The sequence below is a fragment of the Psychrobacillus sp. NPDC058041 genome (assembly GCF_042885655.1).
GTDB lineage: Bacteria > Bacillota > Bacilli > Bacillales_A > Planococcaceae > Psychrobacillus.
This window is the reverse complement of sequence record NZ_JBHVRO010000005.1, coordinates 176,743-191,905: the sequence shown is the minus strand read 5'-3', so window position 1 is coordinate 191,905 and position 15,163 is coordinate 176,743. Positions and strand designations below refer to the sequence as shown.

The following is a 15,163-nucleotide window of genomic DNA, read 5'->3' as shown; positions in this document are numbered from 1 at the left end:
AATTTTGGAAGAGTATATTATATAAATTCTCACATTTAACTTTAATATTGTTCGTTTCTTATGATCTAAGTTTTAATTATGAAATTGAAAAAACGATTTTCTTAAGAAATTCTTCATATTTATCCTGCTGGAATGTTAAGAAATGAGGGGTACAATAAGAAACATAAGAAATATGAGGGAACACTCATCGAGCAGATAAAGGAGGTAAGAATATGACACAGTTTACGGTATTAGTAACGGACGATGACCAAGATATTCGAGATGGTATTGAAATTTACTTGAAAAATGAAGGATATAACGTTCTAAAAGCTGCAGACGGATTAGAAGCATTGCGATTAATAGAAGAAAATGAAGTCCACGTCATTATTCTAGATATTATGATGCCGAAAATGGACGGGATTGCGGCGACATTTAAAATAAGAGAGCAAAAAAATATTCCTATTATTATGCTGAGTGCAAAGGCGGAGGATTCGGATAAAATTCATGGATTATCCGTTGGAGCAGATGATTATGTAACGAAACCTTTCCATCCAATGGAGCTGGTAGCACGTGTAAAATCACAGCTTAGACGCTACACGAAATTAGGGACATACCAAGGACAGCAACCTGTTATAGAAGTTGACGGACTGACATTAAATCAAGAAGCTAAAGAACTTACGGTTGAAGGTGAAAGTGTTAAACTGACGCCAATTGAATTTAAAATTACAGAACTACTTATGAATAATGCTGGACGGGTTTTTTCTATCAATGAAATATATGAGCGCGTTTGGAATGAACCCGCTTATAACGCAGAAAACATAGTAGCAGTCCATATTCGAAAAATACGCGAAAAAATTGAAGCGGATCCGAAAAATCCAAGATACTTGAAGGTGGTGTGGGGCGTTGGCTATAAAATCGACAAGTAAGTGGAGTGTCTATTTGTCTTTATTTGCAATTATTTGTGGCGTGATTTGTTTGTCTTATTGCATAGTCAATTTGATACCGGTTGTTGAAATTAGCCAAAACTTTATTCAAATCATTCGAAATATGAAAGGGGGAGTTGCAGGATGAAGCAATCTATAGGTAAAAATGTTTTACTTAGCATATTAGCGGTTATAACGATGTTTGCACTTTTTACTCTGACAGATAAGAGCCGCAATTTTATAGGTACGAGTTACTTTAATAGTAACGATTTTCAAGCGGAGTTATCCCAATTTGAAAGATCTATAGTTCTTCTAGTTATAGCGGTTCCAGATAAAGAGGCGGTAAAGAAAAATATAACAGTGACAGCTGATGAGATTGAGGAATATCGAAATCGATATGGAAATTTGGATGAACAATTAAATTCTATCAGATCACAATATGAAAATAGTACCGATGAGGCATCGATTGCTGAGCGTAATAAAAAAATAGAGGATATCACGAAGAATTTTCATGATGATAGTTATGTAGAAAAAAAGATTCGATTAGAAAAGGAAGCTAAAGTTGACGTTTATTATAAATCAATCGATAGAGCTAAAAATGACTTCTTGAATGACAATGATGACTTTAACTATGACCTAAAAAATGTGGAAACAGGCGAGCGATATACAAGTGGTGATACAACTTCAAAAAATGCATTTCATAAAGAGTACTCAAGTAAATATGGTTATTTAAAAGAAAGAATTACGTATGAAAATGTTGATAACTTTTGGGATGTTCAAGAACTAATGGGGAATCAATGGGCGCGTTTTGAAGGAACAGTTGCAATTTCAAACGATAGTATTTTAAGTGGACACAGGGCTTATCAATACAAATATTTTTTAACGAATCAACGAATTTTTTATGGAGTACTAATAGCTGGTATTTTTGCTGCTATCGCTTTTGTTTTACTATGGAGAAAAAGTAGCGAGAAATTTCAACAGGAGGATTGGGAACAAAAGTATAGTAGCTTGCCGATAGATGTTCGTGTAGTTTTGTTTTTCGTAAGTATTTTTGTAGCTATTACGGCTACAAAAGAATTAATAGGGAATATTTTTTACTATAAAGGATGGGACCTTCCAATCTTCACAAGTCTTTTCGCAATTCTTTTTACAGGTTTCACATTGTATCAATGGAGATGGCTCCGATCTGGTTTTGGAAAGATTAATTGGAAACAGAGCTTGATATATAGCTGGGGAAAATCCCTGAAAGGATTTTTCTTAAAGCGTTCCATCGGTGTTCAAACGTTAATCATGCTAATTGTTGTGTTCTTCTGGGGATTCGGAACAATGCTCGTATTTTTGCAACCAGCAATTATACTTGTTTGGATTCCGGCAACTTTATTAATAGGCATTCCAGTGCTTATTGTTTTATTATCAAGAATGTCCTACCTAAACCGAATCATCGTAAAAACGGAAGAAATGGCTAGAGGGTTTATTGGAAATGAAGTGGACGTAAAAGGAAAGTCACCGATTGCAGATCATGCAGCAAGTTTAAATAAGCTTCGTGACCGAATAAAATCTTCTCATACCGAACAAGCAAAAAGTGAGAGATTGAAAACTGAACTAATCACAAATGTCAGTCATGATTTACGCACACCACTAACATCGATCATAACGTATACCGATTTATTGAAAAATCCAAGTATTACGGATGAAGAGCGAGCATCCTACATTTCGATTTTAGATAAAAAGTCAATGCGTTTGAAAACATTGATTGAAGACTTATTTGAAGTTTCCAAAATGGCTTCAGGCAATATGGAACTGGATAAACGTAAAGTGGATTTAACGCAATTACTACAGCAAGCAATTGCAGAGCACCAAGAGGAGATTGATAAATCAGGACTTGAATACCGTGTGACAATCGGTACAAAACCAATTATGTCTTATGTAGACGGACAAAAGTGGTGGCGAGTGCTAGACAACTTAATCATCAACACATTGAAATATGCACTCCCAAACACTCGAGTGTATATCAATTTAGATCAAGTGGACGGGGAAGCTGTTTTCGTTATTAAAAATATAGCGAAGTATGAACTAGGCAATGATGTCAACGAACTAACAGAACGATTCAAACGAGCAGACACATCCCGCAATACAGATGGATCTGGTCTTGGTCTCGCAATTGTACAATCCATTGTGGATTTACATGGAGGCAGTCTACGAATGGAAGTAGACGGAGATTTATTTAAAGCAACTGTAAAGATAGCTACAGTGTAACAAAAGCGGGAAACCTGTCCTAGGGTTTCTCGCTTTTAATTTGGGAGAAAATGAGTTTAGTTGGAATTTTGAGAGGGTTAGTTGGAAAAATGAATGCTTTAGTTGGAGTTTTAGAGCATTTAGTTGGAATTTTTCATGGTATAGTTGGAATAAAGAATAAAATAGTTGGAAGAACATAAAAAGGAGATGTATATAATGGAAACTTTAAATCAATTAAACTTCGCACGAATTTATACATTAGGGAAAGTTAAACAGAGCAATGAAGCCGCTTATGATATAAAGCCAAGTGGGTTCAATAATACAATTCGGTGGAACATAGGGCATGTGTTTGCAACAATGGAATCACTTACAAAGCGAGCAATTCCTTCTTATGACATTGTGCATCAGGAGTGGGCACCTCTTTTTGTTCCTGGAACAAATCCAGATAGCTGGGAAGTAGAACCCCCAACAATAGAAGAGCTGATAAGTGCGCTAGAAAAACAGCCTGAACGAATCAAGGAAGCACTTGAAAATAATATGCAAAATCCATTAAAAGAACCAATGGCAATCGGGAAAATTCATCAAATGGATACTGTCGAAGCCATTGTGCAATTTATGGTTTGGCATGAAGGGATCCATGCTGGAATTATTCATGCAATAAATCGTGCTACTCAAGAGTAAATGATGAAAATTTATATTATAGGTTCTGTAGGAAGTGGTAAAACAACACTTGCTAGAAAAGTCGCTAGAAAGCTTCAAGTACCACACTTTGAAACCGATAATTTCGTGTGGAAGCGAAATTCCCTAGAAGATATTCGTAATGAAATCGACGTGCGCGATCAATTGCTACAGGATGCAGTCGCACTGAACGATTGGGTAATTGAAGGAGTTCATATAGATTGGACAGATCCTGGATTGCAAGCAGCAGATCAAATTATCTTTCTAGATATTCCTGTTAGAAGAAGAAACCTGCGAATCATTACACGATACATTCGCCAGATTTTTAAAGTTGAAAAAGCAAATTATAAACCGACATTCACTATTTTTCTTCGAATGTTCAAATGGAATAAATACTTTGAAGAACAAATGAAACCAGTATTTCTAATGAAGTTTAATAAATTTAATCATAAAGTACACCGATTAATAACGGAAAGAGAAGTAGAAGAGTGGTTGCAGCAAATAGAAAGAGGATGATTACATAGATCATTCTCTTTTTTTGTGAAGAAATAACTGCATGCGAGAGCAATTAAAAAGAGGACGTCCTCCATAAGGATGATCACCCCCTTTTTTTCAACTCATCTATTTCTGATACTTGAAATGAAATATTTCGGGAGCAGTCTTTTTATCTATTCCTCTCACACCAGAAACATTAAAGGGATTTTCATGAATATGTGGAATATAAGTAACAATGAATTAAAAATTTCCAAAAATGGATGTAAAATTAGATTTGGGGGTGTAATTACATGAAGATTAAAAAGCAACTAAAAATGGCATTTATTTATGGTGGGTTAGTTTTGTTTGTAGGAGTTCTAATTTTGTTGGTATACGCACTTCCTAGTGAAGAAAAGAGAACGGCAGAAGTAGTGAAAACAAAAAGTGAACAGATAAAAGCCTCCAAGTTTTCAATGGTAGAGAGTACTCTTCCAGGTGCAAAAGGTTCTTATGTTATTGATGTTAAGCTAGATAATGATAAAAAGTTTCATATTAGTGCAGAAATTAAAGTGAAGAATGAGTCGAAAGAATCTTGGAATGATATTGGTTTCGATTTTATACCAAATGCACTAACGAAAGAAAATAAACCATATACTCTACCAAATGCAGGAGAGGTCTCGATCACTTCAATTACTAAATCAGGAAAGGAAGTACAATATGAGTTAACAAAAAATAAGCTTTTAATTAAACTCGATGATTACTTAAAGCCTGGCAAATCAACACAAGTAAAAATAGAGTATATATTAGAGCTTCCTGAGAATGGTTTTAGGTTATCTAGAGTGGATAACAATTATTACTTAGCCCATTGGTATCCAATGTTAGCCAACTACCAAAATGGATGGAATATATATGATTATTACACTAAAGGAGAATCGTATGACACAGGCTTTGGAAGTTATGTAGTGAGTTATGATCTCCCAAAAGAATTTATTGTTGCTAGTTCAGGAAATGAGGGAGAAGTAAAGCCGACTTCAGTAGGGAAAATTGAAGGAGATAATATTAAAGATTTTTATTTGGCATTGTTAGATCCAAAAGATTGGATAAGTAAGACATTGGTAGTCAATGACACTACTTTAAGATTATTTTTTCCAAGTAAAGAACCCGCAATTGCTGAACAATTTCTTAAGGATGCTAGTGATGCCTTCGCTTATTTTGAAGAAAATATAGGAGACAATCCGACTCAAGAGCTAGATATTATCGCTAATACTGAAGGTGGAGGAATGGAGTATCCAAACGTTGTCGAAGTACCCAGCAACCCTCAATATTACGAAAATACACTTGTTCACGAAATTGCACATCAATGGTTTTATTATATGGTGTCCAATAATCCCTATAATGACGCCTGGTTGGATGAAAGTTTAACTGTATTTCTAACGTCTATGTACTTATTTGATAAGTATAAGGACGAGACAACTGGATTTGACCGTGCACTCCGTATATCCGCAAATCAGTCTAATAAAAAAATTGTAAATATTCCTCATGAGGAATTTGGAAATGGTTACGTTGCTACTATTTACGGGAAAGTGCCTATTTTATTAAGGGACTTCTTTAAAGAGCATGGAGGACAAGAAGAGGCATTAAAATTTTTATCAGCATATTTTAATCAATTTCAATTTAAATATGTAGATAGTTATATTTTTAGCGTTTTCTTCAATAATTATTTTCTAGAGGACTATAGTGAATTTTTAGAAGGCTGGTTAGAAATTAATCAATAAGTACTGTTCAAGATTCATTTGTTAATAAGTCAAACAATGTTGAAACAAAAGGGGATGACCTAAAGTCTTAATTAGGTCATCCTCTTTTTTCATTCATCCTATAATCCAACTTACTCTGCATTTACTATGTTATTTTTTCGGCAGTATGAGTTGATGTTTAAATGCGTAAATAACTGCTTGCGTTCTGTCGCTCACTTCCAGCTTGGATAGAATATTGCTGACATGCGTTTTTGCGGTTTTCAATGCAATAAAAAGGGTGTCCGCTATGTCTTGATTTGTTTTTCCTTCTGCCATGAGTAGCAGTACCTCAAGTTCTCGGTCTGTTAAATCTTCATGTAGTTCAATGGTGGAGCCTTGGCGCATGCGTTTCATCATTTTATTCGTCACTTCTGGCTCTAATACCGCATCACCATTTAATGTTTTGCGAATAGCTTCTGCAATATGAGTGGCTTTTGAAGTTTTTAATAAATAACTTATAGCCCCTGCTTCGAGGGCAGGATAAACTTTGTCATCATCGATAAAGCTCGTCACAATCATTACTTTAGCTTCTGGCCACTTTTGCACAATTTCACGCGTAGCTTCAGCGCCATTCATAATGGGCATGACCATGTCCATTAATATAATATCTGGTTTATGCATGAGTGACATTTCAACAGCTTCTTGCCCATTCGTTGCTTCCGCTACGACTTCCATATCAGGTTGTGCTTGCAAATAAGCAGACACGCCAATTCGCACCATTTCATGATCATCCGCGAGTAATATTCGAATCATTTTCTAGCTCCTCTCTACTTTTCTCAATCGGCAACTTCACTTCCACGATCGTTCCTTGTGATGGGACAGATACTACTTTGCAAGTAGCCCCTATTTCAACAGCTCTTTCTTTTACATTATCCAACCCATAAGAACCCGTTTTCCCGTCAGATACATCAAAGCCTACACCATTATCCTGTACTCGGAAAATAGCGAGATTGTCTCGTTGAACGAATAATATGTCGACTTCTGTGGCTTTTGCATGTCGCAATGTGTTTGATAATGTTTCCTGTGCAATGCGGAATAAATGATCCTCGGCCCCTTTTGGTAATGAAACTTCTTCTAATCGGTACCGAATTGTAAAGAATACTTTCTGCTGCAGTTCCAAAAGCAATTCTTCCATCCCTTGCTTCAACGTCTTATCATGTAGAGCAGCTGGACGTAAATGGAGCAGCAAAGCACGCATTTCTAACTGAGCTTGTTGTACAATCTTTTCTGTTTGAAGTAATGTTTTCGGTGCTTCTCCATTCTGCGACTCCTCTATTTCTACCATAGTAGACAAGAGCATAGAAGCAGCGAACAATTGCTGTGAAACTGAATCATGCAGCTCTCTTGCCAAGCGTTGTCTCTCTTGCACGATTCGTTCCTGAATAAGCTTATCTTGTGCTTCTGCTTTTTCATTCGTAATCCGTTGCAATGTCTTTCGCTGTGTCAAAATGAGCTGCTCTAATTGATTGGTCGTGACATGTAGTCGCTTGGAATAAGCGTATTTTTTCTTGCTCGGTTTAAATGTTTCTGCTTCTAATAAAGGTCTTAAGCTAGTTTCTATTTTCTTTTCTTGATCGCGCACTTTTAGCAGTGTGTTTGTGGAAAAAGAAAAACTTATAAATGCTATTACAATAATAATCCAAGCACCTAATGGGACTTGTGCGAATGTAGTCTCCAGTAACGACCACCATGCCGAATCATTTGGCCAACCCCAAAGAGCATATAAAAGCAACGCAGCAAGAAATGATAAAATAAGAAAAAAAGAAAAGCCTTGCCCAAAAAATATCTTCATTTACGAATCACCTCAATATCCCCAATCCATGTGGAAACGGTGATAACTAGCTCCGAAGCGTAAGTAACATCCTCTAAATAACCATCTTTTAACACGACAGATTGATTCCATAAACGTTGAATTCCACGACCAAAGATATTCGCTTCTCCAATAATCGTAGCATAATGAATTCTGACAGGTACTTCGTATGGAACATAGATTGTTACTTTTCCAAGTGATTGACGAATGGAAATAAAGGAAGTGCCCTTAGGTAAAACGGTCTCTGTTACATCAATCACATGCTCCCCATAGAAACTTTGCACGTGAACATCTTGCCATTCATACGCATTAAACGGTGTAGTTTGTGCAGAAAATAGCTTGTTTTGAATAATGCTATTTGGAGTTTCTTTATAAACAGTATCAAATGGTCGTATCATTTGACGTATTGGTTCATTTTTCCAAAGTTTATGAAGAACATAAATCATAATTGCAATAAGCAAAAGACGTAGACTCCACATAGAAAAAATAGCTATAAGAATAAAAATAAACCCAGTCCAGAATAAAAAACGTGCACGTCTTCGTAAACTAAAATAAATCAAACCAATGCCAAGAAGGACTAATACAATGCTTCCATTTCCAAAAACTGTAGCCTCTATGAACATAAGAAAAACAAAACAAATGAGAATAAACGCAAGCTTGTTTGTTTGGTTTTCTTTCATAATAGGTATTCCTCCTTCCTAGCGAGTATGTATTTTTTATAAAACGTAAGGAGAAGACAAATGCCTTCTCCTCTTTATCTATAGTTTACACAATTTCCGCTTTGGGTTGTGCATTTTTTTCTAACATTTCTAAACGTTTTTCCATAGAAGTGACTTCATGTTCTTTTTCTATTTTTTGTCCAAGACGTTCAATGTAGTGTTCCATTTCTTGGAATGTAGCAAAGTTTTTTTCTTTTTGTTCTGGTTGCAGAAAGCGATCCATTTGGTGATGAGCACGTGTAACATTTTCTTTACCCATTAATTGCAATTGGCGTACTTTCATATCTTTAATTTTATGTTTCATCTCTTCGTATTTACGCTCTAGACCGAAAAGTTCTTCTGTCGTTTGAAGAATACTATTTTGTAATACTGTTGTTCTTTCGTTGTATGCATCTAATTCTGCTTGGGCAAATGCTGTTAAATCTTCTTCTCCACTAGCGGTAGCAAGTTCAACTTGCTTTTTGCGTTTTTCAACCATTTGCATCGTTTCACCAAGTTCTTTTTCAAGCTCCTGTTTTAATTTTCCTTGGCGTTCTAACCATTTACCTGTTTGTTCTGTTTGTTTCTCGGCTTCTCTAATGTACTGATTGAGCATCGCGATAGGGTTTTTCTCTTCTTTCTTATCGAATAACTTGTGTAAGTCCGCCTCTACTGAATATTTAAGTCTTTTAAATAGTGATGTCATGTTATATTCCTCCTTATTTTGAAAGTTCATTCCATTGCTTTTCGAAATTTACAAATGGGTCATCGGATTTTACAATTGGTGACGAAAAACTAACTGATTGGTTGTTCCATTTTTTTACAACATACCAAACACCAACGATTGCTAGTATTCCAAAGAAACCAGGTATGTTTGCAACTGCTGAAAATAAACCGCAAATTCCTACAATTGCCCAAAAGATTTTCAAAAACGTAGAATCGCTTTTCAAGTAAAAATGTAGCCCCGCGAAAACGACCAACGCAGATACGGCAAGACCTAATAGATTACCTAAGCTTGCAACTGCTACTATTCCAGCGATAATACCAAGTACTAATAAACCAAATTTTTTCATGTGTTTGTTCCTCCTCTCGTTTGTATACATAGCTTATCAATTTCACCAACTTATCCAAACGGGCTAGAACATGATTTTCGTCTCGGTCTTGAGGCTTAGGAGAGAGTGGTACTAGAAAATCTGCTATACTAACAGAAAATACATAAATTGGAGAAATGAAAAATGAAAAGAATCGGCGCTGCAACATTAGCAATACTTTTGTATTCTGCAATTGTATTTTATTTTGGTTGGACGGTTGTCACCTGGCTAGAAGTATTCTTTCCTATAAATTACTGGCTCTTTGGTATTGTATGGGGTCTTATTGCATATGGATTTATCATTGGAAGAATTAATCATAGTCTGCGGTTTTTTAGTATAGTGGGATCTTATTGGATGATAATTATGGAATACGGGCTAATTCTTTTTCCTATAGCCACTTTAATAACGTGGATTTTCCCAAGTGAGTTAAAAATGATAGGTTGGATTGTTTTTATCTTACTGACGCTTATTTTCATAAAAGGAACGTATAATGCTTATACGCCAGTAGTCCGTGAACTTTCAATTAGAATGGCTAAACGGGATTCAAATCTTACCCTATTAAAAGTAGTCGTAGCATCTGATTTTCATCTTGGTTTATTATCCAATAAAACACATTTAAAAAGATTTGTGAAAAAAGCAAACGAAGAACAACCAGATTTAATATTACTAGTAGGCGATTTAGTGGATGATGATCCAATTTGGTTTGTTAAAAATGGCATGTCCGAAGTGATGAAGCAACTGACTTCAACGTATGGTGTATATGGGGTACTCGGAAATCATGAATACTATGGCAAAAAAATTCCACTTTTAGTGGAGGAGATGGAAGCATCTAATGTCCGCATGTTATTAGATGAAACTATTTTAGTGGAAGATTCGTTTTATTTAACGGGTAGGGAAGACTTGACGAATAAAGAAAGAAAACAGCTTTCCGAATTAGTACCAAACCAACGTGACCTTCCTTGGTTTGTGATGGATCATACGCCATCAAATTTGCTTATTCCTGAAAAAGAAGGAGTAGATTTTCACGTGTCTGGTCATACGCATAGAGGACAAATGTGGCCAAATCATTTATTCACAAGGAAGTTATTCGAGCTGGATTATGGCTATAAACAAAAAGGGAGCCTGCACGCCATCGTCTCATCTGGATTTGGATTTTGGGGTCCTCCAATTCGTTTAGGTAGTCAATCGGAACTATGGTCTGTTCATATTAACCTAGAGGACGTGAAAGTATAATGGAAGCATGGATTTCGGACTGGCTCAGTCAGTTTGGTTATCTAGGCGTATTTTTGTTAATACTAATAGAAAATATTTTTCCACCAATTCCTTCAGAAGTTATTTTAACGCTAGGTGGATTTATGACGACAACTACAACAATGACCAGGTTAGGGATTGTTATTGCTTCAACTGCTGGTTCTGTTGGTGGAGCAGCTATTTTATATTGGATTGGATCACTATTAGATGTAAATCGTTTGGAGAAAATTGTGCAGAAGTATGGTAAGCTTTTACGACTAACGACTAAAGATATTCGAAAAGCAAATAAGTGGTTTGAAAAATATGGTGTTTGGACCGTGTTTTTCGGGAGATTAGTTCCACTTGTTAGAAGTCTAATTTCGATTCCTGCAGGGATGTCGAAAATGAGCTTTAGCTTATTTCTTTTATTTACAACATTAGGGACTCTAATCTGGAATACGGTGCTAGTTTCGGTGGGAGCAACAGTTGGAGAAAATTGGAATGAAATTGTAGCGTATATGGATATTTACTCCAATTTAGTGTATATTATTTTAGCGATAGTTGGTATTATATTTTTAGTTTGGTATTTCAAAAAACGTGACTAAGGAGATCTTATGGAATTTTTAGAGTTAATAAAGGCATTAATATTAGGGTTTGTAGAAGGTATGACAGAATTTGCTCCTGTTTCTTCCACGGGTCATATGATTATTGTGGATGATATGTGGCTCAAAACAGAGACTTTTTTAGGGATGTATTCAGCAAATACATTTAAAATTGTCGTACAGCTAGGATCAATTTTAGCTGTAGTAGTGGTTATGTGGAAAAGACTGTTTAGTTTAGTAGGACTATATAAAATAGAAACTGAGCAGTCGAGTAAGCAATTCAATTTGTTACATGTGATTGTAGGAATGCTTCCTGCAGTTGTTTTAGGATTTGCTTTTAAAAATTTTATTGATGATTATTTATTTCACGTAGAATACGTAATTATTAGTCTTGTGGCCGGAGCTATTTTAATGATAGTTGCGGATAAGTTTGGACCGAAAAAACCATCCATTGTTAGTTTGGATCAGATTTCTTATGGCCAAGCATTTAAAGTGGGTTTAGTACAGTGTCTTTCTTTATGGCCAGGGTTCTCTCGATCAGGAGCTACCATTTCCGGTGGTGTACTATTCGGGATGAGTCATAAAACAGCGGCAGATTTTACATTCATTATGGCAGTTCCTATTATGGCTGGAGCAAGCTTAGTTTCTGTATTGAAAAACTGGGAACAAATTAATATGGATGATATTGGGTTTTATATAGTAGGATTTATTAGTGCATTTGTATTCGCCCTTATCTCCATCAAGTTTTTCTTAAAATTGGTATCGCGAATCAAATTAGTACCATTTGCGATTTATCGTATCGTGTTGGCGGTAGTGCTGGCGATCATCGTATATATGTAAAAAAGAGTGGGCAGGCATTTTTTATGTCTGCCTTTTGTATGTAGACTTTGTTCCTATGTACAACACTAAACACAATATGTTAGATTGTATTAGTACATAAAACACAATATATAGTATGTGAACGATGAATTGGTACCTTTATGGTTTAAAAGGGAATTCGGTAAAAGCCGAAGCTGTCCCCGCAACTGTAAGTGTGGACAACTGTTGAAATAACCACTTCGAGCAATCGAGGGAAGGTCGACAGAAGGATGAAACACGAGCCAGTAGACCTGCCTCTTCATCGGTGAAGCAACACTTTCTTCGGGGGTTGAGAGGTGGGGGCGATAGACTCTCTTTCAGCCGATAGATAGGTCTTGTTGTTTCCTACTTTTTAATATGAGCGATGACTCAGCCGAAGAGGCTTGGGGCATCGCTTTTTTGTTTTTTTTTCAGGTGCGTGCACCACATAACTCAGGTCGAGTATCACATAGTCAAGTGTGAGCGCCACATAACCCAGTGCGAATACCACATAAATAGTATTGAGCACCACATAACCAAGCCCAAGCACCACATTCATAAAAAGGAGGAGTTTATATGACAATAATTTCAAATACAACAAAACAAGAGGTATTACATAATCTAATTAAAGAATTTGGAGAGGATAATATTGCTCCACTTATCAAATCGCATGAAAGATGGATGAAAAAGTTCCCAGAGGGCGCTACTTCTGCTTGGTCCAAGTCGATGTCACTTGAAGCATTAAGCTTTTTAGATGAGCAAGAAACTTATTGGACATTTGTTGCAGCTCGTATTCATTTAGCTGATGTATATGAAAAGGTAGCAGTACATAGAAAAACAACACCAGACGCAGTTTACAGTAAGTTTGCAAGTAATGTACAAGCATTAGTTGCAAAAGGTCTGTATGACAAACGTATTAAAGAATCATATTCTTTGGAGGAGCTACAACAATTAGCGGAAATAATTGAGCCAGAACGAGATTTTTTATTCACATATATTGGATTAAAAACATTACTCGATCGTTATGTTGCAAAAGACTTCGATAAATCGATTGTAGAACTTCCTCAAGAACGTTGGCTAATCATTGCAATGACACTTATGAAGGACGAGAAAGAAAATCGTCTTGCTAAAATTAAGGAATCTTACTGGGCGATGAGTAATTTGTATATGACAGTAGCAACCCCTACACTCTCAAATGCAGGGAAGCCTCATGGACAATTGTCTAGTTGTTTCATAGACACAGTAGATGACAGTCTTCAAGGAATTTATGATAGTAATACAGACGTAGCGACATTATCAAAATTTGGTGGTGGCATCGGTGTGTATATGGGGAAAGTTCGAAGTCGTGGATCTTCTATCCGAGGATTCGTTGGGGCTTCGAGTGGTGTACTTCCTTGGATTAAACAACTAAATAACACAGCAGTAAGCGTGGATCAATTAGGTCAGCGTCAGGGGGCAATCGCTGTTTATCTAGATGTTTGGCATAAAGATATTTTCACTTTCCTAGATTTACGTTTGAATAACGGAGATGAACGACTTCGTGCGCATGATATTTTTACAGGTGTATGCTTACCGGATTTATTTATGGAAAAAGTGAGCGCACGGGAAGAATGGCATTTATTTGATCCACATGAAGTTCGTCAATTAAAAGGCTATTCACTTGAGGATTTTTATGATGAAAAACGTGGAGAAGGCTCCTTCCGAGAAAAATATGAGGAATGCGTGTATGATAGCCGATTATCTCGTGAAACCGTTCCTGCAATTGACTTGATGAAACGAATTATGCGTTCTCAACTAGAAACGGGTGTGCCGTATATGTTTTACCGCGACGAAGTCAATCGTAGTAATCCAAACAAGCATGCTGGCATGGTGTATAGCAGTAATTTATGTACCGAAATATTTCAAAATCAAAGTGCCACTTCATTTGAATCAATTCAATTAGAAGATGATGTAATTGTGACGAAACGTAAAGCGGGGGATTTTGTTGTTTGTAACTTGTCATCTATTAATCTAGGACGAGCAGTTCCTGAGGATGTATTGGAGCGCTTAATTAAAATACAAGTGCGCATGCTCGATAATGTGATTGATTTGAACATGATTCCTATTCCACAAGCGGAACGTACAAATGCTAGATATCGTGGGATTGGACTAGGGACATTTGGTTGGCATCATTTGCTTGCTTTGAATAGTATCCGATGGGAAGCGGACGAAGCAGTGGAGTTCGCCGACAAGTTATATGAAAGAGTTGCCTATTTAACAATTCAAGCTTCAGTAGAGCTTGCGAAAGAGAAAGGGGCATATCCTTTATTTGAAGGGTCGGATTGGCAAACAGGAGCTTATTTTGAAAAACGTCAATACGAGAGCGAAGCGTGGAATGAATTGCGTGAGCAAGTTGCCGAAAATGGAATCCGTAACGGCTACTTAATGGCGGTTGCACCTAACTCATCAACCTCTATTTTAGCTGGAAGTACTGCGAGTATCGATCCGATTTTCCAAAAATCATACTCCGAAGAGAAGAAGGATTACAAAATTCCAGTAACTGTGCCAGATCTTAATTCGGAAACGACTTGGTTTTATAAATCCGCTTACTTCATTGATCAACACTGGACTCTAAAACAAAATGCCGCTCGTCAACGTCATATTGACCAAGGTGTTTCATTAAATTTATACGTACAAAATACAATTAAAGCAAAAGAATTATTAGATTTACACTTGGATGCTTGGAACAGCGGTCTAAAGACGACCTATTACGTCCGCTCTACTTCGGTTGAATTAGTAGATTGTGATTCTTGTTCAAGCTAAGGAGGAAACTA

General features: G+C 36.4%; 15 protein-coding genes and 1 riboswitch. Of the genes, 10 read left to right on the top strand and 5 right to left on the bottom strand.

The annotated features are described in order from the left end of the window. The first annotated feature begins 212 nt into the window (after nt 1-212). The 6 genes from ACFVR1_RS10130 (at nt 213) to ACFVR1_RS10105 (ending at nt 6,064) form a co-directional block, all read left to right on the top strand. Entirely contained in the window at nt 213-905 is a 693-nt protein-coding gene (locus ACFVR1_RS10130) for a response regulator transcription factor (RefSeq protein ID WP_387583707.1), read from the top strand. 141 nt (nt 906-1,046) lie between these two features. Then, nucleotides 1,047-3,158 (top strand): histidine kinase dimerization/phospho-acceptor domain-containing protein, encoded by a 2,112-nt coding sequence (locus tag ACFVR1_RS10125; protein ID WP_387583705.1) that lies wholly within the window; start codon nt 1,047-1,049, stop codon nt 3,156-3,158. 50 nt (nt 3,159-3,208) lie between these two features. Then, nucleotides 3,209-3,337 (top strand): hypothetical protein, encoded by a 129-nt coding sequence (locus tag ACFVR1_RS10120; protein WP_387583702.1) that lies wholly within the window; start codon nt 3,209-3,211, stop codon nt 3,335-3,337. A 16-nt stretch (nt 3,338-3,353) separates the two neighbouring features. Then, nucleotides 3,354-3,818, top strand: a complete 465-nt coding sequence (locus ACFVR1_RS10115; protein WP_387583700.1) for a DinB family protein — start codon at nt 3,354-3,356, stop codon at nt 3,816-3,818. Between the two features lie 3 nt (nt 3,819-3,821). Beyond that, nucleotides 3,822-4,331 (top strand): P-loop NTPase family protein, encoded by a 510-nt coding sequence (locus ACFVR1_RS10110; RefSeq protein ID WP_387583697.1) that lies wholly within the window; start codon nt 3,822-3,824, stop codon nt 4,329-4,331. Between the two features lie 269 nt (nt 4,332-4,600). Continuing rightward, the gene (locus ACFVR1_RS10105) at nt 4,601-6,064 is read left to right on the top strand and encodes a M1 family metallopeptidase (protein ID WP_387583695.1); all 1,464 of its coding nucleotides are present in this window, start codon (nt 4,601-4,603) and stop codon (nt 6,062-6,064) included. A 129-nt stretch (nt 6,065-6,193) separates the two neighbouring features. Here the strand turns inward: ACFVR1_RS10105 and ACFVR1_RS10100 are convergent, their stop codons facing one another. The 5 genes from ACFVR1_RS10100 to ACFVR1_RS10080 all read right to left on the bottom strand — a co-directional run bounded on the left by ACFVR1_RS10100 (nt 6,194) and on the right by ACFVR1_RS10080 (nt 9,663). Beyond that, the gene (locus tag ACFVR1_RS10100) at nt 6,194-6,835 is read right to left on the bottom strand and encodes a response regulator (protein WP_387583693.1); all 642 of its coding nucleotides are present in this window, start codon (nt 6,833-6,835) and stop codon (nt 6,194-6,196) included. Continuing rightward, nucleotides 6,810-7,874 carry a sensor histidine kinase gene (locus tag ACFVR1_RS10095; protein WP_387583691.1) on the bottom strand — a complete coding sequence of 355 codons (1,065 nt, stop codon included), beginning with the start codon at nt 7,872-7,874 and terminating at the stop codon, nt 6,810-6,812. Before ACFVR1_RS10095 ends, ACFVR1_RS10100 begins: the two co-directional genes overlap by 26 nt. Beyond that, on the bottom strand, nt 7,871-8,572 hold the full coding sequence (gene liaF / locus ACFVR1_RS10090) for a cell wall-active antibiotics response protein LiaF (protein ID WP_387583688.1): 702 nt from the start codon (nt 8,570-8,572) through the stop codon (nt 7,871-7,873). Before liaF ends, ACFVR1_RS10095 begins: the two co-directional genes overlap by 4 nt. 85 nt (nt 8,573-8,657) lie before the next feature. Then, nucleotides 8,658-9,296 carry a PspA/IM30 family protein gene (locus ACFVR1_RS10085; protein WP_387583686.1) on the bottom strand — a complete coding sequence of 213 codons (639 nt, stop codon included), beginning with the start codon at nt 9,294-9,296 and terminating at the stop codon, nt 8,658-8,660. Nucleotides 9,297-9,309: 13 nt separating this feature from the next. After that, nucleotides 9,310-9,663, bottom strand: coding sequence for a lmo0954 family membrane protein (locus tag ACFVR1_RS10080; RefSeq protein ID WP_387583683.1), 354 nt, complete (start codon nt 9,661-9,663; stop codon nt 9,310-9,312). Between the two features lie 162 nt (nt 9,664-9,825). Here ACFVR1_RS10080 and ACFVR1_RS10075 point away from each other — a divergent pair, with 162 nt between their 5' ends. The 4 genes from ACFVR1_RS10075 (at nt 9,826) to ACFVR1_RS10060 (ending at nt 15,152) form a co-directional block, all read left to right on the top strand. Next, nucleotides 9,826-10,914, top strand: coding sequence for a metallophosphoesterase (locus tag ACFVR1_RS10075; protein ID WP_387583681.1), 1,089 nt, complete (start codon nt 9,826-9,828; stop codon nt 10,912-10,914). Then, the gene (locus ACFVR1_RS10070; protein WP_387583679.1) at nt 10,914-11,516 is read left to right on the top strand and encodes a DedA family protein; all 603 of its coding nucleotides are present in this window, start codon (nt 10,914-10,916) and stop codon (nt 11,514-11,516) included. Before ACFVR1_RS10075 ends, ACFVR1_RS10070 begins: the two co-directional genes overlap by 1 nt. A 9-nt stretch (nt 11,517-11,525) precedes the next feature. After that, nucleotides 11,526-12,353 (top strand): undecaprenyl-diphosphate phosphatase, encoded by an 828-nt coding sequence (locus tag ACFVR1_RS10065; protein WP_387583677.1) that lies wholly within the window; start codon nt 11,526-11,528, stop codon nt 12,351-12,353. A 113-nt stretch (nt 12,354-12,466) separates the two neighbouring features. Next, nucleotides 12,467-12,644: riboswitch (cobalamin riboswitch) on the top strand. A gap of 282 nt (nt 12,645-12,926) precedes the next feature. After that, complete coding sequence (locus ACFVR1_RS10060; RefSeq protein WP_387583675.1) at nt 12,927-15,152, top strand: ribonucleoside-diphosphate reductase subunit alpha; 2,226 nt, start codon at nt 12,927-12,929, stop codon at nt 15,150-15,152. Nucleotides 15,153-15,163 lie beyond the last annotated feature (11 nt).